The organism is Monashia sp. HAY1-11D, assembly GCF_056868035.1.
This window is the reverse complement of sequence record NZ_CP200320.1, coordinates 832,374-856,267: the sequence shown is the minus strand read 5'-3', so window position 1 is coordinate 856,267 and position 23,894 is coordinate 832,374. Positions and strand designations below refer to the sequence as shown.

The 23,894-nt window shown below is 69.7% G+C and carries 24 protein-coding genes and 1 pseudogene; 23 read left to right on the top strand and 2 right to left on the bottom strand.

Annotation, left to right across the window (positions count from 1 at the left end; translation table 11 throughout):
• Window positions 1–2: 2 nt before the first annotated feature.
• The 6 genes from mimD (at window position 3) to AC1VM9_RS03885 (ending at window position 5,178) form a co-directional block, all read left to right on the top strand.
• Window positions 3–338, top strand: a complete 336-nt coding sequence (gene mimD, locus AC1VM9_RS03910) for a propane 2-monooxygenase effector subunit MimD (RefSeq protein ID WP_481341263.1) — start codon at window positions 3–5, stop codon at window positions 336–338.
• Between the two features lie 114 nt (window positions 339–452).
• On the top strand, window positions 453–1,493 hold the full coding sequence (locus AC1VM9_RS03905) for an amidohydrolase family protein (protein WP_483121291.1): 1,041 nt from the start codon (window positions 453–455) through the stop codon (window positions 1,491–1,493).
• Window positions 1,490–2,278 carry an iron-sulfur cluster assembly protein gene (locus AC1VM9_RS03900; protein WP_481346451.1) on the top strand — a complete coding sequence of 263 codons (789 nt, stop codon included), beginning with the start codon at window positions 1,490–1,492 and terminating at the stop codon, window positions 2,276–2,278. Before AC1VM9_RS03905 ends, AC1VM9_RS03900 begins: the two co-directional genes overlap by 4 nt.
• Window positions 2,275–3,300, top strand: coding sequence for an NAD(P)-dependent alcohol dehydrogenase (locus AC1VM9_RS03895; RefSeq protein WP_481341254.1), 1,026 nt, complete (start codon window positions 2,275–2,277; stop codon window positions 3,298–3,300). The genes AC1VM9_RS03900 and AC1VM9_RS03895 overlap by 4 nt, the downstream gene beginning before the upstream one ends.
• Window positions 3,301–3,369: 69 nt before the next feature.
• On the top strand, window positions 3,370–5,019 hold the full coding sequence (gene groL, locus AC1VM9_RS03890) for a chaperonin GroEL (RefSeq protein WP_481341255.1): 1,650 nt from the start codon (window positions 3,370–3,372) through the stop codon (window positions 5,017–5,019).
• 9 nt (window positions 5,020–5,028) lie between these two features.
• Window positions 5,029–5,178 (top strand): hypothetical protein, encoded by a 150-nt coding sequence (locus AC1VM9_RS03885; protein WP_481341256.1) that lies wholly within the window; start codon window positions 5,029–5,031, stop codon window positions 5,176–5,178.
• 99 nt (window positions 5,179–5,277) lie between these two features.
• Here the strand turns inward: AC1VM9_RS03885 and AC1VM9_RS03880 are convergent, their stop codons facing one another.
• Window positions 5,278–5,481, bottom strand: a complete 204-nt coding sequence (locus AC1VM9_RS03880; protein ID WP_481341257.1) for a hypothetical protein — start codon at window positions 5,479–5,481, stop codon at window positions 5,278–5,280.
• Between the two features lie 239 nt (window positions 5,482–5,720).
• Here AC1VM9_RS03880 and AC1VM9_RS03875 point away from each other — a divergent pair, with 239 nt between their 5' ends.
• From AC1VM9_RS03875 to AC1VM9_RS03855, 5 genes and pseudogenes are all read left to right on the top strand, one after another.
• A complete protein-coding gene (locus tag AC1VM9_RS03875; protein WP_483121287.1) occupies window positions 5,721–6,890 on the top strand; it encodes an Nramp family divalent metal transporter in 1,170 nt (389 codons plus the stop codon).
• Between the two features lie 129 nt (window positions 6,891–7,019).
• Window positions 7,020–7,781 (top strand): annotated as a pseudogene (locus AC1VM9_RS03870) ((Fe-S)-binding protein); the annotation flags it as partial.
• A gap of 187 nt (window positions 7,782–7,968) precedes the next feature.
• A complete protein-coding gene (locus tag AC1VM9_RS03865) occupies window positions 7,969–9,375 on the top strand; it encodes a multidrug effflux MFS transporter (protein ID WP_483121285.1) in 1,407 nt (468 codons plus the stop codon).
• 132 nt (window positions 9,376–9,507) lie between these two features.
• On the top strand, window positions 9,508–10,356 hold the full coding sequence (locus AC1VM9_RS03860; RefSeq protein ID WP_483121283.1) for an alpha/beta fold hydrolase: 849 nt from the start codon (window positions 9,508–9,510) through the stop codon (window positions 10,354–10,356).
• 42 nt (window positions 10,357–10,398) lie between these two features.
• Entirely contained in the window at window positions 10,399–11,565 is a 1,167-nt protein-coding gene (locus AC1VM9_RS03855) for an acyl-CoA dehydrogenase family protein (protein WP_483121281.1), read from the top strand.
• 140 nt (window positions 11,566–11,705) lie between these two features.
• Here the strand turns inward: AC1VM9_RS03855 and AC1VM9_RS03850 are convergent, their stop codons facing one another.
• Entirely contained in the window at window positions 11,706–12,512 is an 807-nt protein-coding gene (locus AC1VM9_RS03850; RefSeq protein ID WP_483121279.1) for an IclR family transcriptional regulator, read from the bottom strand.
• Window positions 12,513–12,824: 312 nt separating this feature from the next.
• Between AC1VM9_RS03850 and AC1VM9_RS03845 the strand changes: the two genes are divergently transcribed.
• From AC1VM9_RS03845 to AC1VM9_RS03790, 12 genes are all read left to right on the top strand, one after another.
• Window positions 12,825–13,820, top strand: a complete 996-nt coding sequence (locus tag AC1VM9_RS03845) for an ABC transporter substrate-binding protein (protein ID WP_481343218.1) — start codon at window positions 12,825–12,827, stop codon at window positions 13,818–13,820.
• A gap of 63 nt (window positions 13,821–13,883) precedes the next feature.
• On the top strand, window positions 13,884–14,675 hold the full coding sequence (locus tag AC1VM9_RS03840) for an ABC transporter permease (protein WP_481343217.1): 792 nt from the start codon (window positions 13,884–13,886) through the stop codon (window positions 14,673–14,675).
• A gap of 1 nt (window position 14,676) precedes the next feature.
• On the top strand, window positions 14,677–15,459 hold the full coding sequence (locus AC1VM9_RS03835; protein WP_483121276.1) for an ABC transporter permease: 783 nt from the start codon (window positions 14,677–14,679) through the stop codon (window positions 15,457–15,459).
• Window positions 15,456–16,310, top strand: a complete 855-nt coding sequence (locus tag AC1VM9_RS03830; protein ID WP_481343215.1) for an ABC transporter ATP-binding protein — start codon at window positions 15,456–15,458, stop codon at window positions 16,308–16,310. Before AC1VM9_RS03835 ends, AC1VM9_RS03830 begins: the two co-directional genes overlap by 4 nt.
• The gene (locus tag AC1VM9_RS03825; RefSeq protein ID WP_483121274.1) at window positions 16,307–16,783 is read left to right on the top strand and encodes a GlcG/HbpS family heme-binding protein; all 477 of its coding nucleotides are present in this window, start codon (window positions 16,307–16,309) and stop codon (window positions 16,781–16,783) included. The genes AC1VM9_RS03830 and AC1VM9_RS03825 overlap by 4 nt, the downstream gene beginning before the upstream one ends.
• 77 nt (window positions 16,784–16,860) lie before the next feature.
• A complete protein-coding gene (locus AC1VM9_RS03820) occupies window positions 16,861–18,045 on the top strand; it encodes a flavin reductase (RefSeq protein ID WP_481343213.1) in 1,185 nt (394 codons plus the stop codon).
• Window positions 18,046–18,151: 106 nt separating this feature from the next.
• Complete coding sequence (locus tag AC1VM9_RS03815) at window positions 18,152–19,021, top strand: VOC family protein (RefSeq protein ID WP_483121272.1); 870 nt, start codon at window positions 18,152–18,154, stop codon at window positions 19,019–19,021.
• A gap of 23 nt (window positions 19,022–19,044) precedes the next feature.
• Window positions 19,045–20,211, top strand: a complete 1,167-nt coding sequence (locus tag AC1VM9_RS03810) for an acyl-CoA dehydrogenase family protein (RefSeq protein ID WP_481343211.1) — start codon at window positions 19,045–19,047, stop codon at window positions 20,209–20,211.
• A complete protein-coding gene (locus AC1VM9_RS03805) occupies window positions 20,211–21,098 on the top strand; it encodes an alpha/beta fold hydrolase (protein ID WP_483121270.1) in 888 nt (295 codons plus the stop codon). Before AC1VM9_RS03810 ends, AC1VM9_RS03805 begins: the two co-directional genes overlap by 1 nt.
• 147 nt (window positions 21,099–21,245) lie before the next feature.
• Entirely contained in the window at window positions 21,246–22,037 is a 792-nt protein-coding gene (locus AC1VM9_RS03800) for an IclR family transcriptional regulator (protein ID WP_483121268.1), read from the top strand.
• 135 nt (window positions 22,038–22,172) lie between these two features.
• Window positions 22,173–22,910, top strand: coding sequence for an IclR family transcriptional regulator (locus AC1VM9_RS03795; protein WP_481344873.1), 738 nt, complete (start codon window positions 22,173–22,175; stop codon window positions 22,908–22,910).
• A 92-nt stretch (window positions 22,911–23,002) separates the two neighbouring features.
• The gene (locus AC1VM9_RS03790; protein ID WP_483121266.1) at window positions 23,003–23,893 is read left to right on the top strand and encodes a fumarylacetoacetate hydrolase family protein; all 891 of its coding nucleotides are present in this window, start codon (window positions 23,003–23,005) and stop codon (window positions 23,891–23,893) included.
• Window position 23,894: the final 1 nt, after the last annotated feature.

Here is a 23,894-nt window from a genome sequence, read left to right as displayed (position 1 = left end):
GCATGCAGTTCGGTTCGGAGGCCTCGTTCTCCAACATGTGCGGGGTCACCCTGATGAACACACCGGTCGGCCGGGTCGTGGCCCAGGTCATGGGGACCAAGGAGGGCGTCGAGCTCACCGAGTACCCGTCGATGATCCGCGTCGACGGCCCGACGCTGCTCAGCTTCGACTACGAGGAGCTGACCGACGCTCTCGGCACCGAGTTCGACGGCTCCGTCTTCGAGGAGATCAGCTCCACCCACTACGGGCGGATGGTCCACCTCGACGACAAGACGATGCTCTTCGCGAGCCCGGAGGACGCCGCCGAGTACATCGGCTTCGACCTCAACGTCCACTGACCGGATCTCGCGAAACCCCTGACGCCCAAGGTGGCTCGTATGCCGCTGGGCTGGCTCCCAGCCCAGCGGCGTCCGGCGGGCGTCTCATCCCAACCACAACGAAGTGAGGAAGCCATGTACGAGAAGAACGGCGAGAAGTACTACGTCGTCGATGCCCACGTCGCCCTGTGGGACGGCCGCGAGTCGAACCTGAGGAACGTCCACGGCAAGCAGTTCATCGACTGCTTCTACGACTACCACAAGAACCTCAGCCCGGAGGAGGTCGTGTGGGACTACGACACCTACACGTACTACGGCGGCGACCGACTCATGAAGGACCTCTTCGAGGACGGCTACGTCGACCACGCGATCTTCCAGCCGGCGTTCCTGGGCGACTTCTACACCAACGGGTTCGGGCAGACCGAAGAGGCGTGGGCGCTCACCCGTGCCAACCCCGGCCGACTGACCTACAACCACAACTTCGACCCGCGCAACGAGCAGGCCGGCCTCGACCAGCTCAGGCGCGACGCCGAACGCTTCGGGCTCAAGGGCGTCAAGCTCTACACCGCGGAGTGGCACGGCGACTCCCGCGGCTACAAGCTGACCGACCGGTGGTCCTACAAGTACCTCGAGGCCTGTCAGGAGCTCGGCATCACGAACATCCACATCCACAAGGGGCCGACGATCATCCCGCTCGACCGCGACGCCTTCGACGTCGCCGACATCGACGCGGTGGCGACGGACTTCCAGGGACTCAACTTCGTCGTGGAGCACTGCGGGCTCCCGCGGCTGGAGGACTTCTGCTGGATCGCGACCCAGGAGACGAACGTCCACGCCGGCCTCGCCGTCGCCATCCCGTTCATCCACACGAGGCCGCGCTACTTCGCGCAGATCATCGGCGAGCTCCTGTACTGGATCGGCGAGGACAAGATCCAGTTCTCGAGCGACTACGCCCTGTGGACACCCAACTGGCTCATCGAGAAGTTCGTCGACTTCCAGATCCCTGAGGACATGACGGAGTACGCACCCCTGACGACGACCGCCAAGAAGAAGATCCTCGGCCTCAACGCAGCGAAGATGTACGGCCTCGACGTGCCCGCGGAGCTGCAGCTCGCCGACCCCGGCGACGTCGGCCTCGAGGTCGCGGCCGGGGCGAGGGAGAGCGTGCTGTCATGAGCGCCGTCGCCACTCCGGTCGCGTCGCCGTCGGCCCGCAACACGGCCTCGGCACCGCACGGGGCATCCCTGGCGAACGACGTGCTCGAGGCGCTCGCCACCGTCATGGATCCCGAGCTGGACGAGCCGATCACCGAGCTCGGGTTCGTCCGCTCGGTGGCGCTGCACCCGTCCGGCGTCACGGTGCACCTGCGGCTTCCGACGTCGTTCTGCGCACCGAACTTCGCCTACCTCATGGTCTCCGACGCACAGGACGCCCTGCGGCGGGTCCGGGGGACGGGTCGGGTCACCGTGCTGCTCGACGACCACCACGACTCCGACAAGATCAACGCCGGGATCGCCGCGGATGCCGGCTACCTCGGAACCTTCGGTGCCGAGGCCGAGGAGAGCCTCGACGCTCTACGGCTGACCTTCCAGCGGAAGGCGCACACCGCGGCGATGGAGCGCTGCGTCATGGCCGCGCTGACCGGAGGGTCGGTCCGGCTCGAAGACCTCGGGCGCCTGAGGCTCGGCGACCTGCCGGCCGGCCGCACCAAGGAGGCGCTGCTGCGCAGACGGGCGGACATCGGCCTGGGCGTCGCTCCCACGGAGCTCGTCGTCGTCGACGAGCAGGGAGCGCCCGTGCCGGACGAGGAGCTGCCCCTGCGTCTGCGTCTCGCGACGTCGGTGCGGATCTCCATCGAGGGCAACGCGCACTTCTGCCGCGGCCTGCTGGCCACCCGCTACGCGGACGGCGACCCCGCAGCCATCACCACGCACATCACGGACACGAGGAGCACGTCATGAGGGCCGTCCAGGTCGTCGGGTACCACACCAAGCTGCAGCTGACGGACGTGCCGGAGCCGCAGGTCCAGGGACCGCTCGACGTCGTCGTCAGGATCGGGGGCGCGGGCGTGTGCCGCACCGACCTGCACATCCTCGAAGGGCAATGGGAGGAGAAGACGGGCGTCGCTCTGCCGTACACGATCGGCCACGAGAACGCCGGCTGGGTGCACGCCGTCGGTGACGCCGTCACCAACGTCGCCATCGGCGACAAGGTGATCCTGCACCCGCTCATCACGTGCGGGCTGTGCCGTGCGTGCCGCTTCGGCGACGACGTGCACTGCGAGAACAGCCAGTTCCCCGGTATCGACACCAACGGCGGGTACGCGGAGTATCTCCGCACGACCGCCCGGAGCGTCGTGCGCATCGATGACGGCCTCGAGCCCTCGGACGTCGCGGCGCTCGCGGACGCCGGCCTCACGGCATACCACGCGGCCGCCAAGGCGGCTCGGGTCACGAGACCGGGCGACGTCTGCGTCATGATCGGCGCCGGCGGGCTCGGCCACATCGGCATCCAGGTGATGAAGGCGATCTCCGGTGCGACGGTCGTCGTCGTCGACCGCAACCCCGACGCCGTCGCCCTGGCCACCTCGATCGGGGCCGACCACGGCGTCGTCGCCGACGGCAGCCACATCGAGAAGGTCCTCGAGCTGACCGGCGGGCGGGGCGCCGAGGCGGTCGTCGACTTCGTCGGCGAGGGGGGCGCGACGAAGGAGGGCACGGCGATGCTGCGCCGGGCCGGCAGCTACTTCGTCGTCGGCTACGGCGAGAACATCGACATCCCGACCATCGACGTCATCTCCACGGAAATCAACTTCATCGGCAACCTCGTCGGGTCGTACAACGACCTCCAGGAGCTCATGGTCCTCGCCGCCCAGGGCAAGGTCACGCTCCACACCACGAAGTACCCCCTGGAGGACTTCCAGCAGGCGATCGACGACCTCGACGCCGGGCTCGTGCGCGGACGCGCGATTCTCATCCCCTGACGACGGCCGGTCCGGCCGTCATCGGCGGCCGGCCCCGACCACGTCCGAATCACGAAGGACTGACACACCATGGCCAAGGAACTGCGCTTCAACAAGGACGCCCGACGACTGCTCGAGTCCGGCGTCAACGCCCTCGCGGACGCCGTCAAGGTGACGCTCGGACCGAAGGGACGCAACGCCGTCCTCGAGAAGCTGACCGGACCACCGACGATCACGAACGACGGCGTCACCATCGCCCGCGAGATCCAGCTCCGGGAGCCGTTCGCCAACATGGGCGCCCAGCTCGTCAAGGAAGTGGCGATGAAGACCAACGGTGTCGTCGGTGACGGCACCACGACGGCCACCGTGCTCGCCCAGGCGATGGTCCGGGAGGGGCTTCGCGCCGTCGATGCCGGCGCCAACCCCATGCGGGTGCGCCGGGGCATCGAGCGGACCGTGCCCGTCGTCGTCGAGACCCTCACCGGTTGGGCGGCCGACGTGGGTGGCCCGGGCGACCTGCGCCACATCGCCACGCTGGCTGCCAGCGACGACGAGTCCATCGGTGACGCCGTCGCCGAGGCCGTGGGCAAGGTGGGCCGGCGAGGCATCGTCACGACCCAGGAGTCGGACACGCTCGGCCTGTCCGTCGCGGTCGTCGACGGCATCGAGTTCGACCACGGTTACATCTCCGGCTACATGGTGACCGACCGGGAGCGGATGGAGACGGTCTACGACAACCCGCTCATCCTGCTGACGAACAAGAAGATCAGCCAGGTGCAGGAGATCATGCCGACGGTCGAGGCGGCCAAGCGCGCCGACCGGCCACTCGTCGTGCTCGCGGAGGACGTCGACGGGCCGGCGTTGCAGCTGCTCGTCGGCGGCAACATGCACCAGACGATGCGCTCGGTGGTGGTGCGCGCGCCCGGCTTCGGGCACCGGCGCGTGGCCGAGCTGGAAGACCTCGCCATCGCGCTCGGGGGCCAGGTCGTCGCCAAGGACACCGGGCTCGAGCTCTCGGAGGTCGCGCTCGAGCACCTCGGAGGATGTGACCGGATCACCATCACCGAGGAGTCGACGACGATCGTCGGCGGCCACGGCGACCAGACCCAGGTCGAGTCGCGGATCCGCCAGCTCGAGACCCAGTTCGAGCGGGCCCGGATCGAGGCGGACCAGGACAGCCTCCAGCTGCGCATGGCGCGGCTCTCCGGACAGGTGGCCGTCATCCGGGTGGGTGGTGCGACGAGTGTCGAGCTCAAGGAGCGGATGCTGCGAGTCGAGGACTCGCTCGCTGCCACGCGTGCTGCTCTCGAGGAGGGCATCGTTGCCGGCGGAGGGACGGCCCTGACGCAGGCCCACGATGCCGTGTCACGCGTCGAGCTCACGGGTGACGAGGCGGTCGGGCGCGAGGTGGTCCGACGGGCCCTGTCCGAGCCCCTCCGATGGATCGCGATCAACGCCGGCTTCGACGGCGACGAGGTGGTGCACCGGGTCGCGACCCTGCCCGTGGGCCACGGGTTCAACGCCCTCGACGGCGCCTACGGCGACATGTTCGACTTCGGCGTCATGGACCCCCTCAAGGTGACCCGGGCGGCCTTGGAGAGCGCGGCGTCCATCGCAGCGCTGCTCATCACGACGGAGACCGCGATCGTCGAGGAGGTCGACGTCCATCCAGGGGCCATCATGGCTCCGGGCTTCGGTGACCTCGCCGAGGGCATGGTCCGCCCCAGCAACATCTACTGAGGCGTCGAGATGGCGCACGGGTCGTCACTTCTCGTGACCCTCCTGCAGGGCGCGGCCGTTCTTGTACCGGTGGCGCTGCCGCGCCTCGTCTGGTCACGCGTCCAGCAGCGCCGTCTCAGCTTCCTGCTGTTGCAGGGGCCTCACGACGGCGGGCTCTAGCCGACTCATGGCGAAGCCGCCCCCACCCTCGCCGGGTGGGGGCGGCTTCTTCGCACGTCCGGAGCGCTCCGGGGAGGCCCGCCAGCGAGCGGAACGACGTCACCCAGCCTGCTGCTGCTTGCGGGCGCGGACGGCTGCGCACTCCGGGCACCGGCCTCGAAAGAGCATCTCTATCCGCTCGACGACGAACCCTTCGGTGTCGTGCATCGCGTCGGATGGCCAGGGGGTGGGAGCGACCTCCGCGACGTGCGTCCGTGCGCAGTCACGGCAGACCAGCTTCTCGGAGCGAGGCGTCTCGAGCATGGCTCCACGCAACCATCGGGCGCACCGAGCGGCACCATGCCTTCTCAGGTTGAGACGGCTGGTGTCCCGAGGTCTGGGCGCGACCTGTCGATCTGTCTCAATCGCAGACGCCGGCACGAGTCAACGAGCCCGGGGCGCGATGCTGTCTGCCATGGGTGATCGCCTGATGCAGGCGGCGCGTCGAGGACCGCTCTCCGGAGCCCGGGCTCGGCGGCACGTTGAGGACGCCCAGAACCTTCGTGCCTGCGCTGCTCGCCGCGATCGCCTATGTCGACCCCGGCAACTTCGGCGTCAACATCAGCTCGGGCGCCCAGCACGGCTACGCCCTCGTCTGGGTCGTCGTCTTCGCCAGCTGCTCGGCGATGGTCATCCAGTACCTCGCCGCGAAGCTCGGGATGGTCACGGGGATGAGCCTCGCCGAGCACAGCGCCCGTCGATATCCCGGTGTCGGCCGGCTGCTGCTGTGGGCCCAGGCCGAGATCGTCGTCATCATGACCGACCTCGCCGAGATCGTCGGTGGCGCCATCGCGCTCCACCTGCTCTTCGGGCTTCCACTCATGTGGGGGGCCGTCGTCGTCACGCTGTTCAGCTTCGTCGTGCTGTTCCTCAGGGTGCGCGGCCGGAGCCACTTCGAGTCCGTCGTACTCGTCCTGCTCGCGGTCATCATCGGCTCGCTGCTGTGGCAGGTGCTCGTCGCCGACGTCGACCGCGTGCAGCTGCTCCGCTCCGTCGTGCCCAGCCCGCTCCAGTCATCTGCCGCCCTGCTCGCCGTCGGCATCGTCGGTGCCACCGTCATGCCACACGCCCTGCACTTCCACTCGGCCGCCTCGCGCGCGCGGGACGACGCCACGCTGGAGCCGACGCGGCAGAGGAGGATGCGGGCGGGCCGCCAGACAGTGCGCTCCGTCGTCGTCGCCATGACCATCGCCGGCGCGGCCAACATCAGCCTCGTCGTCTTCTCGGCCGCGCTGCCGTCCGAGGCCGGCTCGAGCATAGAAGCGGCGTACACAGCCCTGGGGGCCAACGCCGGCCAGCTGGCTGCGACGATCTTCGCGCTCGCCCTGCTGGCCGCGGGTCTGGCATCAACCCTGGTCGGCGTCCAGACCGGAGATGTCGTCATGCAGGGCTTCGGCCGCCGACCGATCGCGCCCCTGCCTCGCCGCCTGCTCGCCGTCATCCCGGCTCTCGTCATCCTCGGCGTGGGTGTCGAACCAACCGATGCGCTCGTCTGGAGCCAGGTCGTGCTCTCCTTCGCCCTCCCGGGAACGCTCGTGCCATTGCTGCTCTTCACGTGCGACCGCCAGGTCATGGGCGTCCTCGCCAACCACCGCATCACGACCGTCGTGGCATCGCTCATCACCGCCGTCATCGTCGGCCTGTGCGGCTATCTCGTGGCCACCGGACTCTGACTCCTGCCCGAACGCGGTTCGTCTACGGGCAAGGGTCGGCAGGCCTGTGCCGCGGCGCTTTCTCGGCACTAGCGAGCAGGCCGGTCAAGAAGGTGGGATCAACATTGCCTCCGGACACCACCGCCACCGCTCGTCTGGGACAAGCGCCTGACCCCGGTGGCCCGCCCCGGCGACGCCGCGTCCAGCGGGACCCTCACCCGCGCCGCGTCCACCGGCGCCGCGTCCACCGGCGCCGCGTCCACCGGCGCCAGGGTCACCTACCACGACCCGTGCTACCTCGGCCGGCACAACCAGGTCTACGCCCCGCCTCGCGAGCTGCTGCAGATCCTGCCCGGCGTCGAGTACGCCGAGATGCCCCGCTCGAAGGAGACCTCGTTCTGCTGCGGCGCCGGCGGGGCCCGGATGTGGATGGAGGAGAAGCTCGGCACCCGGATCAACACCAACCGCACCGCCGAGGCCCTGGCCACCGGCGCCGACCGGATCGCCGTCGGCTGCCCCTTCTGCAAGGTCATGCTCACCGACTGCGTCAACGCCGCCGTCCAGGACGGCACGAAGGCCGATGGCGAGGGCGAGGTCGTCGACGTCGCCCAGATGCTCCTAGCGGCCGTCCGCCGCGGCAACGAGGGCGGCGAGCACATCGAGATCAACGCGGAAGGCCCAGGCTCAGGGGCGGAAAAGAGCAGGCCGCAGGGCACGCCGCGAGAGAGCGTGCTTGGCCCAGCGGCAGATGGGCCGAGGTTACGGTTTGGCGGGCGACGTCGGATCTGCCGGCAGGGCGGTGGGGACCGTCGCCGAAGGCTCATTTCACTCGATCCGGCGGTCGGCAGCGGAGACGCCGGTCAGGGCCTCTCGCCTGTACGTGGTTCGGGTATGTGTCGCCGCCACCGCTGACTCCGACGCTTCCTGTGGCAGGGCTGCCCACATCCGTCGCCAGGAGTTGGCGGCGCGCCCGCTCGACAGCGGATCGGATCCGCGCGGCGCTGGCCTGGTGGTTCGGCGGAGGGACACGCCACCCGAGGCCGGAGCGGCCTGCCCCTCGGCGCTCTGAACGTCGTGTTCCGCTCGGCGGCACGCGGCAATGGAGAGTCGCCCACCCGCGCAGCACGCTGGGCAGCGGGCGCTTGGCACGCGCAGCAGACAACGACAAAAGGTACTGATGAGACGCGAGGGCAGCAGCACGGTGGGCACCGTGCCGAGCGGGGCACGGGAGAAGATGGCCGCCCCAGTCGGGATCGCCGCAGTCACTCCCGCGCTCTTGCCGCCCCCTCGCAGCGGCGCTCGGGCAATCCTGCTCGCATCGCTGGCCCTCCTGTCGATGATCTCGCCGTTCGCGACGGACATGTACCTTCCGTCCTTCCCGCGGATCGCCGTCGAGCTGTCGACGGTGCCCTCAGGTGTCCAGCTGACCCTCACGACCTTTCTCGTCGGCGTGGCTCTCGGTCAGCTCTTCTTCGGCCCGTTTTCGGACCGCCGCGGGCGCAAGCGACCCCTGGTCGGGGGTTCCCTGGTGTGCGTGGTCGCCTCCTTCGTGGCGGTCTACGCGCCGTCCATCGAGGTCCTGCTCGCCGCGCGCCTCTTCCAAGGGTTCGGAGGCGCCGCCGGGATCGTGATCGCGCGCGCCATCGTCGCGGACCTGTTCCGCGGGGCGGAGGCGGCAAGCATCTTCAGCGTGCTCGCTGTCCTCGGTGGGCTCGCACCGATCGTGGCCCCGGTCGCTGGGGGATTGCTGGCCGGTCCGGTCGGGTGGCGCGGAGTGCTGGGAGTGCTGGCCGGCCTGACGGTCGTCATGAGCCTCGTCGCAGTGTTCGTCGTCCGCGAGACCTCGCCGGCGCAGCGTGGCAACGCGGCATCCTCGGTCACTTCCCATTCGTCATCGTCTGCGGGAGTCGCGAAGAGCCCCAACCTCCGGATGGTGCTACGCCGTCCCGGCTTCGCGGCGTACGCCCTCGTGAAGACGTTCAGCTTCGCCATCCTCATGGGTTACATATCGGCGTCGCCCTTCATCTACCAGGACTACGTCGGTGTCGGCGAGCTTGCAGGAGCGGCCCTGTTCGCGCTGAACTCGCTCGCGATGATCGGTGCCAATGCGGTGAACGCGCGACTCGTGCGCACCCGGGGCCCGGCCTACATGCTGCGCGTGGGACTGGTCCTGCTCACGACCGCAGTCGTCGCCCATTCGCTCATCGTGTTCCTGGCGGCGTCGCCGCGGATCCTCGTGCCCGTCTTCGTGCTGCTTGTGGGCAGCATGGGGCTCATCTTCGGCAACTCGATCGGACTTGCGATCGCCCACGTTCGCGATGCGGCCGGGTCCGGATCTGCCGTCATCGGCTTCGGGCAGTTCGTCGCCGGCGCAGCCGTCGCACCCCTGGTCGGGCTCGGGGCGCGAGCCACCCCGGTCCCCATGACCGTGCTGTTCATCGCTGCCACCGGTGCGACGTGGGTGTGTGCCGTCGTGGCGAAACGCGTCGGCGCGCCTGACGACTGAAGAGCAGGTCCTCGGGGGGCGTTCCACGAGGTGGCACGACCGGCTCGGCAACCTCAGGCGCCTGCGCGATGCTGCTTGGAACGCCGGTGTCGAGCCTGACGCCGGACTGACACCGCTACGAGGAGTTGGCCGATGACCACCACGACTGTGGAACTGACCGAGCAGAGCACCAGCCGCACGGTCGAGACGCCCAGCGGCACGATCCACTACAACGAGGCGGGGGAAGGGCATCCCCTGCTCCTTCTGCACGGCAGCGGTCCGGGTGCCACCGGCTGGAGCAACTTCGGCCCCAACCTGAAGGCGCTGAGCAGGCAGTTCCGGGTCATCGCAGCGGACATGCCGGGCTGGGGCAAGTCCTCGCCCGTCACCTACGAGCGTCGCGACCACATCGCTGCGGTGCGAGACCTGCTGGATGCGCTTGGCATCGACAAGGCGGCCATCGTCGGCAACTCGATGGGCGGCGCGACGACGTTGAAGTTCTCGGCGGTCCACCCCGAGCGGGTGTCCCACCTGGTGACCATGGGAGCCGGTGCAGGCGGAGCTCGCCTCTTCTCCCCGAGCGACGGCCCATCCGAGGGACTAAAGATCCTCAACCAGGGCTACCTCGAGCCGTCGGTCGAGGTCATGGCGAAGCTGGTCGACATCATGACCTACGACAGCGGTAGCAAGAGCGACGCGCTGGCCAAACAGCGTTACGACAACGCCACCGCCAACCGCGAGCACCTGCAGAACTTTGCCGCGGGGATCGGCAAGCCCCGCCGCGGGACGGCCACCGACGAGGAGCTGGCCAGCATCGCGGCCCCGGCCCTCATCGTCCACGGCCGTGACGACAGGGTCGTCGGCTACGAGCACAGCCTCAAGCTCGTGACAGTCATCCAGAACGCACGGCTCGTGCTGTTCAACCGTTGTGGACACTGGGCCCAGCTCGAGCACGCCGATGAGTTCAACCGGCTCGTGGCCGACTTCGTGGCCAACAACTGACCGGACGACAGTGACGAGAAGGGCAACACCGCGATGAACACCGTGCTCGACCGCGTTGAGGAGCTGGCCGTCTTCTTGCAGGAGCAGGCGGAGGAGGCCGACGACCTGGGTCGCCTGCCCGACGAGACGCGCAAGCGTCTGGAGGACACCGGGGTCATTCGCATGCTGCAGCCCAAGGACTTCGGCGGCCTGGAGAGCTCGCCGGTCGAGTTCTTCGAGACGGTCCTGGCGATCGGATCCCGGCATGGGTCCTCGGGTTGGGTCGCCGGCGTCGTCGGGGTGCACCCGTTCGAGCTCGCGGTCGGCACGAGGGAGATGCAGCAGGAGATCTGGGGCGAGGACCCGGATACCTGGGTGGCTTCGCCCTACGCACCCTTCGGACGCGCTCGTCCCGTCGACGGGGGCTTCCTCTTCAGCGGACGCTGGCCGTTCTCCTCCGGCACGGACCTGTGCGACTGGGTCGTGCTGGGCGGCATGGTCACCGATCAACAGGGCGAGGTCACCGAGCCCAACCCGGTCAGGCACTTCATCGTGCCGCGCTCCGACTACGAGATCGTCCAGGACTCCTGGCAGGTCGTCGGCCTCCGAGGTACGGGCAGCAAGGACGTCATCATCAAGGATGCGTTCGTCCCCGCCCACCGGGTGATCGACCCCACGGACCTCGAGACGGGCGCCGCAGCGGAACAGACCGGACGGGCGGACGTGCCCCTCTATCGGATGCCGTTCCACACGATGTTCAGCGGCACGATCGCGTGCGCGACCCTCGCCCTGACGGAGGGTGCGCTCGCGGCTTTCGTCTCGCACAGCCGGTCCCGGGTGAGCCGGGCAGGTCACCAGGTCAGCCAGGACCCGCACCAGCTGGCCGCACTCGGTGGGGCGGCGTCGGACATCCAGGCCAGCCGGGTCCAGTTCCTCTCCGACATGGAGCGGCTCTGGGACCTCGCCCAGCGCAACGTCCCGATCGACGTGGCGGTGCGGGCGGAGGTCAGGAGGAACCAGGTGCGGGCAGTCCGACGCGCCGTGGACGCCATGGACCGCATCGTGGCCCACGCGGGTGGTCACGCCATGCGTCTGGACAATCCGATCCAGCGGTTCTGGCGCGACGCGCACACCGGGCTGGCCCACGCCTCCAACGTCGCCGACCCCGTCTACGCGGTCTACGGCCTCAACCTGTACGGGCACGACCTGCCCCCGGGTACACGCCTCTGAACGGGGCCGGAACGTCCTGTCGATGGCGGTGAAGAGCTGGCCCGGGCCTCAGGCCCGGGCCAGCTCTTGGTTCGTCGTGGTGTCGTGCGCAGCGAGTCGCGTCCGGCCGGCGGCCTCAGGACAGCGTCCGGCCAATGGCCTCAGGACACCTGGGACATGTTCAGCGCGTAGGCGCTGCTCACTCTGCGGGCGGCGTGACGCACGTGCGACTCGATGCGCCGCCAACTCGTGCCGTGGGGCGGGCCCGACGCAGAGATGGCGGCGACGACCCGTCCCTCGACGATGACCGGGGCGGCGACGCAGGTGAGCCCCAAGGTCCCTTCCTCCCGGTCGTAGGCCACCCCGGCTTCACGGATGCGGCGCAGCTCGCGCACGAAGCGGCCCGGCTCCGTGATGGAGTTGCGGGTGCGGCGGGGCAGGCCCGCCTCGACGACCGCACGGACGGTCGCGCCGTCACTGAAGGCCAGCATCGCCTTGCCCAGGCCGGTGCAGGAGGCCGGGAGCCGGGCTCCGGGCACCGTCACCAGACGCACGGGGTTGCCCGCGTGCACCTTCTCGACGTAGACGATGTCGGTTCCCTCGAGGATCGCCAGGTGCGCCGTCAGGCCGGTGTTGATGTGCAGCTCGCTCAGGTCGTGGATGGCCACGTCACGCAGGCCGTGCGGGCGACAGAAGCCGACCCGGCTGCCGAGCTCGAACAGGGACAGGCCCAGCCGGTACTTGGCCCCCGACCGCGCGACGAATCCGGCGCGCTCGAGGTCACCGAGGAGCCGGAAGGCCGTGGACTTCGGCATGCCGGCCCGGCGGGCCAGCTCACTGACGCCGAGCTCCGGGATGGTGCCGCGGAACGCGGCCAGCAGCTCCAGCGCCTTGCCCACTGACGTCATCTGCCGGTCGTCGCACTCCGGGGAGACGTCCTGCAGCGGGCTTCGGACGGAAACGGTCATCGGTTCTCCTTCGCCACGACACCTCGTCGTCGAGATGCGCTCGTCGTCACAGTCCCAGCCGTTCGGCTCAATGGGACGTGCGTCCCATTATGCGGAACTCTGCAGAGAGGTGGAGGAGTATTCCGCATGGTGAGGCAAAGCAGTTCCCGGGGCGCCGACGCGTGTCACCGTCATGTTCCGAAGGACGGCACGAGACGCATCCGTGATTGCCACAGGCGTGGCGATCATGACTGCGGCGAGGTCGCCGACCTGCCGACGTCAACGTAGACGAGATGACACCGGGCCCAGCGGGCGCCGAGTAAGGAAACGATCATGGTCACAACAGGTAGAACCCGCCGGGCGGTTGTCGCGCTCGTCGCGATCACCTCGGTCAGCCTCGCCAGCGCCTGCAGTTCCGGTTCCCAGGCCGCGACCGGCACGGGCGGCGGTGTCGAGAAGCCGGACATCTCCGTGGCGGTGTTCCCGAGCTTCAACGCCTTGGGCGCACAGGCGGCCAACGCCGACGGCACCTTCAAGGCCGAGGGCCTCAACGTCACGCTGACCAAGGTCGCGACGCCGGCCGAGGGCATGCCCCAGCTGCTCGGCGGCAAGGTCCAGTTCGCGCTCATGGACATGACGGTCCCGGCGGTGGCCCGCAGCAAGGGCGTGCCGCTCGTGCTCGTCGCGCCGGGCGCCAAGGGCACGCCCCCCAAGGACGGCTTCGGAGTCGGCAACCTCTGGGTGAGGGCCGGCAGCCCCATCAAGACGATGAAGGACGTCCAGAATGCCACGTTCGGCATCCCTCAGATCAACAGCCAGATCTGGGTGGACATCCGCTCGGCGGTGGACGAGGCGGGCGGCGACTCCTCGAAGATCACGTTCGTCGAGGTGCCCAACACCCTGTCGGCCCTCAAGGCCGGCAACGTCGACGTCACCACGACCTCCGAGCCGGCCGGGACCGCGGCCCTCGGGGACAGCTCCATCCACCGGCTGGCGGGCTACACCGCCGCCGGCGCGGACCTCGCCTACGCCTACGTCACCACGAAGGAGTTCGCGCAGCAGAACCCCAACACCGTCAAGGCGTTCGAGCAGTCGATCCTCAAGGCCAACTCGGCAGTGAACGCCGACCCGGCCAAGCGCGTGCAGGTCGCCTCGACCTACGTGAAGGCGCCCAAGGCGCTGCTCGAGAAGGCGCACTACCCGGAGTTCGGCACGGAGCCGATCAGCCCGTCGTCGGTGCAGACGGCCCTCGACCGCCTGGTCAAGTACGGCCTGCTCGAGCAGGCCAAGGCCCCCAAGGCGGCCGACCTGATCGTCGCCGGCCAGTAGATCGCAGCGGCCCGGGTCGCGGCAGCCACGGCTGCCGGGGCCCGGGAAGGAAGGAGACTCGCGATGGCGCGATCGGAACCCCAACGCGCGAGCGCCGGCTGGCGCCTGTCCCGGCAGGTGGCGGCGGTCCTCATCGCCCTCGTCATCTGGCACCTGTTCGCCGTCGGCCCGGGTCGGGCAGCAGACGTCCCGACGCCGTGGCTCACCCTGACCACGGCGATGGAGATGGCCAGGACGGGTGACTACTGGACCGCCGTCGGCAACACGCTGCTCACGGCGAACCTCGGGCTCCTGCTGTCGATCCTGGTCGGTGTGCCGCTCGGACTCATCAACGGGTCCAGCCGCAAGGTGGCCCTCAGCTCCCAGTTCGTCGTCGACTTCGGCCGGACCATCCCGGGGGTGGCCATCCTGCCGCTCGTCCTGCTGCTCTTCGGCGGCACCCGCGCGATGGCCCTGATCCTCGTCATGTTCGGCGCCGTCTGGCCGATGCTGGTGCAGTCCACGTACGCCGTGCAGCAGGTGTCGCCGCAGCTGCGCCAGGTCAGCGCGGCGTTCCACCTGAGCCTCACCGACCGGATCAGGACGGTCTACCTGCCGAGCGCCATGCCTTTCCTGACCACGGGGCTGCGCATCGCCGCGACGATCAGCCTGCTCCTGGCCATCTCGGCCGAGTTCCTCGGCGGGACGGACGGCCTGGGACGCAACCTGTTCAACGCCCTGACGGTCAACAACCCCGACGAGATGTTCGTGTACGCCTTCACGGCGTCCCTGCTCGGGGTCGCGCTCAACCTCATCCTGCTCGCCGCGCAGCGTCGGATCCTGTGGTGGCACCCCTCCCAGCGAGAGAGAGCCTGACATGAAGTCGCTGCGCTCGAAGGTCCTCTGGGAGATCTGGCTCCCCGTCCTGCTCCTCGTCATCTGGTGGGTCGCCAGTGCGAACAGCACGTCGTTCTACTTCCCGCCGCTCGCCACGATCCTCACCGAGTTCAAGGCGCTCTGGATCTTCCAGAACGTGCCCACGGAGATCGTGCCCAGTGTGGGTCGGCTCGCCGCCGGCTTCGCCATCGCCATCGTCGGCGGCGTCACTCTCGGCCTGCTGCTCGGCTCGGTCCGCGCGCTCGAGGAGGCGGTTCGCCCGATCATCGAGTTCCTCCGGGCCACCCCCGGTGTCGCCATGCTGCCCATCATGATGCTGCTGCTCGGCATCGGGACCCCGATGAAGATCGCCATCATCGGGGTGGTCAGTGCGTGGCCGGTCCTGCTCAACACCATCGACGGCGTCCGCTCCGTGGAGCCGGTGCTGCGGGACGTCTCGAGGAGCTACCGGCTCTCGCCGTGGGACCGGATCCGCTTCATCATCCTTCCGACCGCGACGCCCCAGGTCTTCGCCGGGGCCCGGACCGCGTTGGCGATCGGGGTGGTCGCCATGGTGATCTCCGAGATGGTCGGCACCCCGGGCGGCATCGGCTACTTCATCCTCAACTCGCAACGCGAGTTCGACATCCCCGCGATGTGGACGGGCATCATCGCCCTGGGCATCGTCGGTTACCTGCTCAACAAGCTCTTCGGCCTCGTGGAGAACCGGGTCCTGAGCTGGCACAAGGGCATGATGGCCCACCACGAAGGAGGCGGCTCATGAACGAGACCGATGACCAGAGCGCAGCGTGCGGCACCGTCCTGGAGGTGACCGGGCTCGGCCACTCCTACGGACAGCACACGGTCCTGCAGGGACTCGACTTCGCCGTCGCCAAGGGCGAGTTCCTCTGCATCGTCGGTCCCTCCGGCGCCGGCAAGACCACCCTGCTCCAGTGCCTGACCGGCCTGCGCAAGCCGACGGAGGGTCGTGTCGTCTTCGAGGGCGAGGTGGTGCGCGACACCCCACGCGGCATGGCCGTCGTCTTCCAGGACTACAGCCGGTCCCTCATGCCCTGGCTGCGTGTCATCGACAACGTCGCCCTGCCGCTTCGCTCGGCGGGCGTGCCGAAGAGCGAGCGGCTCGAGCAGGCACGGGCGGCGCTGGCCGAGGTCGGCCTCGCCGACTCCACCCACGCCTACCCGTGGCAGCTCTCCGGAGGCATGCAGCAGCGCGTCGCCATCGCGCGCGCGCTCGCCTTCCGACCCCACGCCATCGTCATGGACGAGCCGTTCGCCTCGGTCGATGCCCAGACGCGTGCCGACCTGGAGGACCTCGTCATCCGGCTCAAGGAGCGACTCGGCATCACCGTCGTCCTCGTCACCCACGACATCGACGAGGCCGTCTACCTGGCCGACACCGTCCTGGTCCTGTCGGGCAAGCCGGCCAGCGTCGCGGCGCTCATCCCCGTTGACCTGCCGGCGCCCCGGGACCAGCTCGCCACCAAGGCGCTGCCGGCCTTCGCCGAGCTGCGCAGCCGCGTCTACACCCTGATCCGCAAGCCACCCTCCGCGGGTGCCGAGCAGCCGGACGACGAGCGCGACGTCGCGCCGGTCAGCGCGGGCACGGGGGCGTGACGGACCCCCGCGACCACGTGCTGACTGCAGCCGGGGCCCAAGCCTTGGTGCAGTCGGTGCTGGAGTCCGCTGCGCAGCTCCGGTTGCGGGTCAGCGTCGCCGTCGTCGACGAGCGCGGCTTCGACCTCCTCGTCGTGCGCGGCGACGGGGCGAGTTGGTTCACCCCCGAGGTGGCCCGCACCAAGGCGCGGACCGCGGCAGCGTTCGCCCGCCCCTCGGAGAGCCTCTCCGAGCTGCGCGCGGCGCATCCGGACCTGTTCGTGCTGCTCGGCGAGGGGCTGCCGTTCAGCCCCACGCCCCTGCCCGGCGGCCAGCCCGTTCGCCAGGGCGACCGGCTCATCGGCGGGCTCGGCGTCAGCGGTGCCAGCCCGGACCAGGACGTCCGTCTCGCGGAGGCTGCTCTGTCGGCTGTGGCGCTGCCCGGGGAGCGCTCCGGCCAAACGTCCCGCCCGCCGGGACGGCAGCCTAGGTAGGGCTCGCCCGGCGGACGAGACTGGGGCGCGCGGGCCGCCAGGTGGTGGCCCCACCACCACCACACGAGGAGACACCGATGACTCAGCTCGACACGACGGTGGCTGTGGGTGACGACACCATCGACCCGGCACTGTTCCGCGAGACCCTCGGGCACTACCCGACCGGCGTGGCCGTGGTCACCGGGATCGCCGAGGACGGCACGCCGGCGGGCATGGTCGTCGGCTCGTTCACCTCGGTCTCGCTGGACCCGCCTCTGGTGGCGTTCCTGCCGACGCGCGAGTCCGGTAGCTTCGCCAAGTTGCGCACGGGAAAGACCTTCTGCGTCAACGTGCTCGCCTCTGACCAGGAGCAGACCTGTCGCCGGTTCGCCTCACGGGCGCCGGACAAGTTCGAGGGCGTCGCGTGGTCACCCGCCCCGGCCGGGGCGCCCATCCTGGACGGGGCGGTCTCGTGGATCGAGTGCACCTACGAGGACGTCCTGGAAGGCGGGGACCACTACATCGTCCTCGGACGCGTCCGCCACCTCTCGGTGGCCCGGCCCTCGCTGCCGCTGCTCTTCTTCCAGGGAGGCTACGGGCGCTTCGCGCCTCCGTCGCTCGTCGCGCCGTCACACCCCGACCTCATCCACGCGGTGCGGCTGGCAGAGCTGGCGCGGCACGACATCGAGCAGCTCAGCGCCGAGCACGGCGTCGACTGCGCGGTGCTCGCGAAGGTGGGCGGCGACGTCGTGTTCGTCCTCACCTCCAACCAGTCGCAGGAGCGGACCACGCCTTCCGTCGGGCACCGGGTGCCGCTCGTCCCGCCGCTCGGTTCGGTCTTCCTGCGCGATGCCTCGGAGGAGGACGTGCAGGAGTGGCTGGCGCGTGCACCGGGACAAGGGGCTGCCACGGTCGAGACGTTCCGACGCAACCTCGACCGGGTTCGCGAGCGCGGCTTCTCGCTGTCGCTCATGCCCGACCCGACGGTGGACCGCATCTCGTTGATGTCGGACTACTCCTCGACAGATCGACTGCCGAAGCACGAGCGGCTCATGAAGCAGATGATCGCCGACACGGCAGCCCTCTACGAGCCCGACCTCGACCCCGAGCAGACCTATCACCTGCACTCGATCGTCGTTCCCGTCCCGGGGCCGGCCGACACGCCCCCCATCGCGATGCGGATGTCCGGCCTCCCGGCCGGCGCCGCGACCGGTCAGGTGCAGCAGTGGGTCGAGGCGCTGTCCCGGGCTGCGTCCTCCGCTGCCGCGAGGTTGTGCCGATGATCGGCCCCACGTCCCCGGCATTCCGCCATCTGGCACGGTTCGCTGGTCGGGCCGGCGCCGAGGACAGAGCATGACGACCAGACAACGTGTGATGAAAGGACCAACGATGGATGCACGCGTCAAGGCCCTCGGGTATGCCGTGGTGTCGAGTACCGACCTGCAGGCCTGGGAGCGCTTCGGTGCCGACCTGCTCGGCCTGCAGGTCGCCCAGCGCACCGAGGACCGACTCACCCTCCGGATGGACCAGTACGTCCACCGCGTGGACATCCGCCGCTCGGACAGCAACGGTGTCATCGCACTCGGGTGGGACGTGGGCAGCCAGTGTGCCCTCGAGGAGATCTCGCAGCGGCTGGAAGCGGCCGGCTACGAGGTGACCCAGCGCGATGCCCAGTCGGCGGCCGAACGCGGCGTCGACGGGCTGGCCAGCTTCCGCGACCCCGACGACAACTACGACGTCGAGCTGTTCTGGGGGCTGCGCAACGCGACCGAGCCGTTCGTCTCCCCGATCGGGGCGACCTTCGTGGCGCGCGAGCTGGGCCTCGGGCATGCCTTCCAGGTCGTGCGTGACGAGCAGACCTACCGCCGGCTGTACTTCGACCTGCTGGGCTTCCGTCTCAGCGATCACATCGACATGCCCGGGGGAGTCACCGGCGTCTTCACGCACTGCAACCCGAGGCACCACTCGTTCGCGTTCGCAGCAGCGCCCAGCCGGCCCGTCGGGGTCGGTCACCTCATGTTCGAGATCGACGACCTCGACGTTCTCGGCCGCAACTACGACAAGGTCCTCGCCGGAGCGGCCCCGATCCTGTCGACCTTCGGAAAGCACACGAACGACAAGATGATCTCCTTCTACGTCCGGTCACCCTCCGGCTTCGGGATCGAGTACGGCATCGACGGCATCCTCATCGATGACGAGACCTGGCTTCCCACCCGCTACGACGTGGCCCACTACTGGGGACACCAGCGCACCCCGTGACCAGATCGACGAAAGGAGCGGCCATGGCCGTCCTGGACGACATCGAGCAGATCGCGGACCTGCTCGAGACCAACGCGGCAGCAGCGGAGGAGCTGGGGCGACTCACCGACGAGTCGGCATCGGCACTGCGGGCGTCGGGCGTGATCCGCATGCTCCAGCCCAAGGACTTCGGTGGGCTGGAGTCGCACCCCGTCGACTTCTTCCGTGCCGTCCTCGAGATCGGGTCGCACGACCCCAGTGCGGGATGGGTCGCCGGAGTCGTGGGCGTTCACCCGCACGAGCTGGCCCACGGTGACCGCCGGGTTCAGGCGGAGGTCTGGGGAGAGGACCCGGACACCTGGGTGGCCTCGCCCTACGCGCCGATGGGCCGGGCCAGGCCGGTGGACGGCGGCTACGTCTTCAACGGGCGCTGGAACTTCTCGTCCGGAACCGACCACTGCCAGTGGGTCATGATCGGTGGCCTCGTCACCGACCAGGACGGCAACGTCGCCGAGCCGGACGCGGTGCACTTCCTCCTCCCGCGCCCGGACTACGAGATCGTGCAGGACTCCTGGGACGTCATGGGGCTGCGCGGCACGGGCAGCAAGGACCTCGTGGTGCGCGACGCCTTCGTCCCGGCATACCGCACGATCGAGACGAAGGGCGTGACCGAGGGCACCGGGGGCAAGGACCCCAGCCGCGAGTCGGTGCCGCTGTTCCGGATGCCGCGCAACGTGATGTTCTCGGGAGCGATCACGACGGCCACCCTGGCGATGGCCAAGGGCACCCTGGCCGCATATGTGGCAATGACCCGTTCGCGGCAGGGGCGCGGCGGTCGGGCGGCCCTCGACCCGTTCCAGCTGTCGGCGATGGGCGCGGCGGCCGCGGACATCGACGCGAGCGTGCGTCACGTGCTCTGGGACGTCGAACGCGTCTTCGAGATGGTGTCGCGCGGAGAGGTCGTGCCGCTCGAGCTGCGTGCCGAGGTGCGTCGCAACCAGGTCCAGGCGAGCCAGCGTGCCGCCGCCGCCGCCGACAGCGTCTTCCGGCTCAGCGGAGGAGGGTCGCTGCACCACAGCGGCGCCCTCCAGCGTCGGTGGCGTGACACCCAGGCTGCGCTGCACCACGTCCAGAACGGGTCCGGACCGATCTTCCAGGCCTACGGTCTCAACCTTTTCGGCCACCCGATCCCGGGCCACGTGAAGATCTGATGTCCACGACCGTTCCCGCTGCCGCGGCGACCGTCCCCGTCACCGCCGAGTCGACGAGCCGCTTCGTCGACGCCGGCGGCGTCCGGGTGCACTACCACGAGGCCGGGTCTGGCCCTGTGCTGCTCTGTGTCCACGGCGGCGCCCCGGGGGCCTACGGCTGGGGCAACTTCGGGGCCAACGTCCCCGGCCTCGCCGAGCGCTTCCGGGTGCTCGTGGTCGACCTCCCGGGCTACGGCCGTTCGGACAAGCCCGAGATCAGCGGAGGCCGGTACGCCTTCTACGCGAAGGTCTTCGCCGACATGTTGGCCACCCTCGAGATCGAGTCCGCCCACGTCCTCGGGATGGCCACGGGTGGCGCCGCGGCCATGATGCTGGCCATCGAGCACCCCCAGGTCGTCGACGACCTCGTCCTCGTCAGCTCCGCCGGGGGGCTCCCCCTGTTCACGCCCATGCCGTCCGAGGGTCAGAAGCTCATCCAGTCCTACTACGGCGGCGACGGGCCCTCGCGCGCGAAGATGCGGTCCTACCTCGAGATGATGATGTACGACACCTCGTCGATCACCGAGGACCTGGTCGAGGAGCGCTACCTGGCGAGCGTCGAGCCTGAGTTCATGACGGGCGCGCCCGAGGGCCGCGGCGCCCAGAACCGCCCGGTCACCGAGCAGGTGTGGCGCGACGTCGACCGCATCCGCGCACGCACGCTCGTGGTCTGGGGGCGCGACAACCGCGTCCAGGGCTACGACAACGCGCTGTTCCTGCTCAACCGGATCCCGGACGTCCAGGTGCACGTCTACGGGCGGACGGGTCTCTGGGTGCCCTTCGAGCGGACCGGCGAGTTCAACGCCCTCGTGGTCGGCTTCCTCGCCCCCTCCCGCGACGACCGTTGACCTCCGGCCCGGCGCGGCGCCCGGCGTCGCCCGGGGTGGTCGCTCGACGAGCCGGGGCCCGGGGCCCCGTACCTCTTGACAGCCGAGAGAGCGCGCCTCTACCGTTCAGCATATTGGAATAGCGTTCCGAATAATGGGAGGCAGACGATGGGGTCTGGAAACCTGCTCGACGGCGACCACAAGCGCTCGGTCCTGGGGCGAGCGTTCGACATCCTCGACTGCTTCGGTGCCGAGACCCCCGAGCAGACCATCGCGGGAGTGTGCTCCCAGACCGGGCTCCCGCCGGCGACGGTCCACCGGATGCTGGCGCACCTCGTCGAGTGGGGCGCCGTCGAGCGCGCGTCCCGCGGCCGCTACCGGCTCGGTCGCCGACTCTGGCGGCTCGGCTGGGGGGTGCCCGAGGTCCGCCGACTGCGCGACGTGGCACGACCGTTCCTCGTCGACCTCTACTCGGCCACCGGCGCCCCTGTCGCGCTGTGGTCCCGTGACCGCGACCACGCCATCCTGAGCGACCTCATCTGCGGCCACCAGGCGTCGGGCTCCTGGCAGCCCGATCGGCGAGTCCCGTTGGCGCAGGGGGCGGGTGGCCTCGCCATGCTCGCCTACCTTCGTCTGGACGAGATGGCGGACGAGCCGGGCGGGCCGCTCGGTGACGGCAGCGACTTCGTGCTGCGTCAACGGCTCGGCGACGTCCGCCGCCTCGGGTATGCCGTGAGCCGCTCCAGCGTGCAAGAGGAGGGCAGCCTGATCGCTGCCCCGGTCTTCGACGAGGACGGTCAGGTCCGTGCTGCCGTGTCGGTCAGGCTGTCCTCGGAGCCCCTGAGCCCCGCCGCGCTGGCTCGTGTGGTCGTCGAGGCTGCCCTGCTGACCTCCCGCGGCCTCGGGTACCGGGGTCTTGGTCGTCGGGGCGGTCTGCAGCCCGTGCGTCGATACGCCTGAGACGTCCGGTCGCCCGCGGACGCTGCTGCTGCATACCCTTTGACCGCCGACCTCGGGCGGCCGTCGAGCAGCGTCGGTTGCCGCGGGCGGCAGCTGCCCGCCGTCGGCGGAACCTCGACAGAAGGAGCACCACCGATGTCAGTGTTGGTCAAGACGACCCAGGCGATCGACAGCCTCGCGCGGGCCGGGCGACCGATGCGTCTTGCCGAGGTGGCCGAGGACCTCGGAATGCCCAAGTCGTCAGTCCATCGACTTCTGACGGAGCTGACAGAGCTTCGGATCGCACGTCGCACCTCCGAGGGGCTCTTCGCCTTGGGCCCGCGGCTGCTCTCCTGGGGCGCCAGCGCAGCCGACTCCTTCGTGATTCGCGGGGTCGCCGAGCCGTGGATGCACCGGCTGCGCGACTCCACGGGCGAGAGCGTGCACCTCTACATCCGGCACGGCTCCCATCGCGTCTGCCTCGCCTCCGTCGAGGGACGGGCAGCCCTGCGTCCCGTCGTCCCCACCGGCGGGCAGCAGCCGCTGGGGATCGGGTCCTCCGGCAAGCTGCTCCTCGCTTTCGCGCCCGCCTCGGTGGTCGAGGAGGTCCGCGCTGAGGCGAAGAAGAACCGGAGGCCGGTGCCCGACGACGAGGAACTCGCCATGATCCGGGAGACGCACTGGTCGGTCTCCATCGACGAGCGCGAGAAGGGGCTCAGCGGCGCCGCGACCTCCATCCGTGGCAGCGACGGTGAGGTGGTCGCTGCCCTCAGCATCTCGGGATCCTCCACCCGACTGACGCTGCAGCGGTACGCCGAGGTCAAGGACGACGTCCTCACCATCGCGAACGAGATCGGGGCAGCCGTCGGCGGTCGTGCGGAGCGACCCGCCTGAGGGGCGTTCCGGTAGGTGCGAGGAGCTCTGCCGGGGGCGTAGCCGGGCTCGCAGGATGAGCAGGAACCACCTGCCTAGTCCCAAGGAGCGCCATGAGGATCGCCCGTTTCGACGATGACCGCATCGGTGTGGTCGTCGGTGAAGGCGTCGTCGACGTGACGGACGCGCTGGAGCTCAGCGCGGGGGAGTGGCCGCCAGTCGGGATGAACCGGCTGATCCGCGACTTCCCGATCGTCCGCCCGGTGCTCTCCCGGGCGGCTGACCGGGGAACCGTCCACCCACTCTCCGAGGTCACCCTGCGCACACCGGTGCCCTGGCCCAACAAGGTGATCGCCTTCCCGGTCAACTACCACGACCACGGCAGGGAGATGCAGGCGCAGTACCGCGCCGACGTGCAGGGGTTCTTCCTCAAGCCGCCGTCGTCGCTCTCCGGAGCCGGGGAACCGGTCGTCCTGCCCGCCCTCACCGGCCGGGAGGTCCACCACGAGTCCGAGCTGGCGATCATCATCGGTGCCGGGGGGCGCGACATCCCCCGCGCCGACTGGCAGGCCCACGTGTTCGGCTACGCCTGCCTGCTCGACATGGTGGTGCGCGGTCGCGAGGAGCGGGTCTTCCGCAAGGCCTACGACACCTTCTGCCCCGTCGGTCCGTGGATCACGACGGCCGACGAGGTCGGGGATCCCACCCAGCTCGGGATGCGGCTCTGGGTCGGTGACGAGCTGCGCCAGGACGCCAACACCCGTGACCTCGTCCTCGACATCCCAGGGATGGTCGAGATGGCCTCGGCGGTCATGACCCTCCACCCCGGGGACATCATCGCGACCGGCACCCCCGCCGGCGTGGGGCCCGTCACCGACGGCGACACGATCCGCATCAGCATCGAGCGCGTCGGCGTGATGAGCGTCGACGTCGTCCAGGGCACCAACGGGCGGACCGAGGTGTTCGCCCGCCCGTACGACCCACCCATCGTCAAGCAGCACTGAG

Coding starts and splice junctions, on each gene's coding strand:
- AC1VM9_RS03790 (WP_483121266.1), top strand. CDS start 23,003: ATGAGGATCGCCCGTTTCGACGATGACCGCATCGGTGTGGTCGTCGGT.
- AC1VM9_RS03815 (WP_483121272.1), top strand. CDS start 18,152: ATGGATGCACGCGTCAAGGCCCTCGGGTATGCCGTGGTGTCGAGTACC.
- AC1VM9_RS03820 (WP_481343213.1), top strand. CDS start 16,861: ATGACTCAGCTCGACACGACGGTGGCTGTGGGTGACGACACCATCGAC.
- AC1VM9_RS03900 (WP_481346451.1), top strand. CDS start 1,490: ATGAGCGCCGTCGCCACTCCGGTCGCGTCGCCGTCGGCCCGCAACACG.
- AC1VM9_RS03805 (WP_483121270.1), top strand. CDS start 20,211: ATGTCCACGACCGTTCCCGCTGCCGCGGCGACCGTCCCCGTCACCGCC.
- AC1VM9_RS03865 (WP_483121285.1), top strand. CDS start 7,969: ATGGAGAGTCGCCCACCCGCGCAGCACGCTGGGCAGCGGGCGCTTGGC.
- AC1VM9_RS03795 (WP_481344873.1), top strand. CDS start 22,173: ATGTCAGTGTTGGTCAAGACGACCCAGGCGATCGACAGCCTCGCGCGG.
- AC1VM9_RS03895 (WP_481341254.1), top strand. CDS start 2,275: ATGAGGGCCGTCCAGGTCGTCGGGTACCACACCAAGCTGCAGCTGACG.
- groL (WP_481341255.1), top strand. CDS start 3,370: ATGGCCAAGGAACTGCGCTTCAACAAGGACGCCCGACGACTGCTCGAG.
- AC1VM9_RS03840 (WP_481343217.1), top strand. CDS start 13,884: ATGGCGCGATCGGAACCCCAACGCGCGAGCGCCGGCTGGCGCCTGTCC.
- mimD (WP_481341263.1), top strand. CDS start 3: ATGCAGTTCGGTTCGGAGGCCTCGTTCTCCAACATGTGCGGGGTCACC.
- AC1VM9_RS03885 (WP_481341256.1), top strand. CDS start 5,029: ATGGCGCACGGGTCGTCACTTCTCGTGACCCTCCTGCAGGGCGCGGCC.
- AC1VM9_RS03810 (WP_481343211.1), top strand. CDS start 19,045: ATGGCCGTCCTGGACGACATCGAGCAGATCGCGGACCTGCTCGAGACC.
- AC1VM9_RS03830 (WP_481343215.1), top strand. CDS start 15,456: ATGAACGAGACCGATGACCAGAGCGCAGCGTGCGGCACCGTCCTGGAG.
- AC1VM9_RS03880 (WP_481341257.1), bottom strand. CDS start 5,481: ATGCTCGAGACGCCTCGCTCCGAGAAGCTGGTCTGCCGTGACTGCGCA.
- AC1VM9_RS03800 (WP_483121268.1), top strand. CDS start 21,246: ATGGGGTCTGGAAACCTGCTCGACGGCGACCACAAGCGCTCGGTCCTG.
- AC1VM9_RS03835 (WP_483121276.1), top strand. CDS start 14,677: ATGAAGTCGCTGCGCTCGAAGGTCCTCTGGGAGATCTGGCTCCCCGTC.
- AC1VM9_RS03905 (WP_483121291.1), top strand. CDS start 453: ATGTACGAGAAGAACGGCGAGAAGTACTACGTCGTCGATGCCCACGTC.
- AC1VM9_RS03850 (WP_483121279.1), bottom strand. CDS start 12,512: ATGACCGTTTCCGTCCGAAGCCCGCTGCAGGACGTCTCCCCGGAGTGC.
- AC1VM9_RS03860 (WP_483121283.1), top strand. CDS start 9,508: ATGACCACCACGACTGTGGAACTGACCGAGCAGAGCACCAGCCGCACG.
- AC1VM9_RS03845 (WP_481343218.1), top strand. CDS start 12,825: ATGGTCACAACAGGTAGAACCCGCCGGGCGGTTGTCGCGCTCGTCGCG.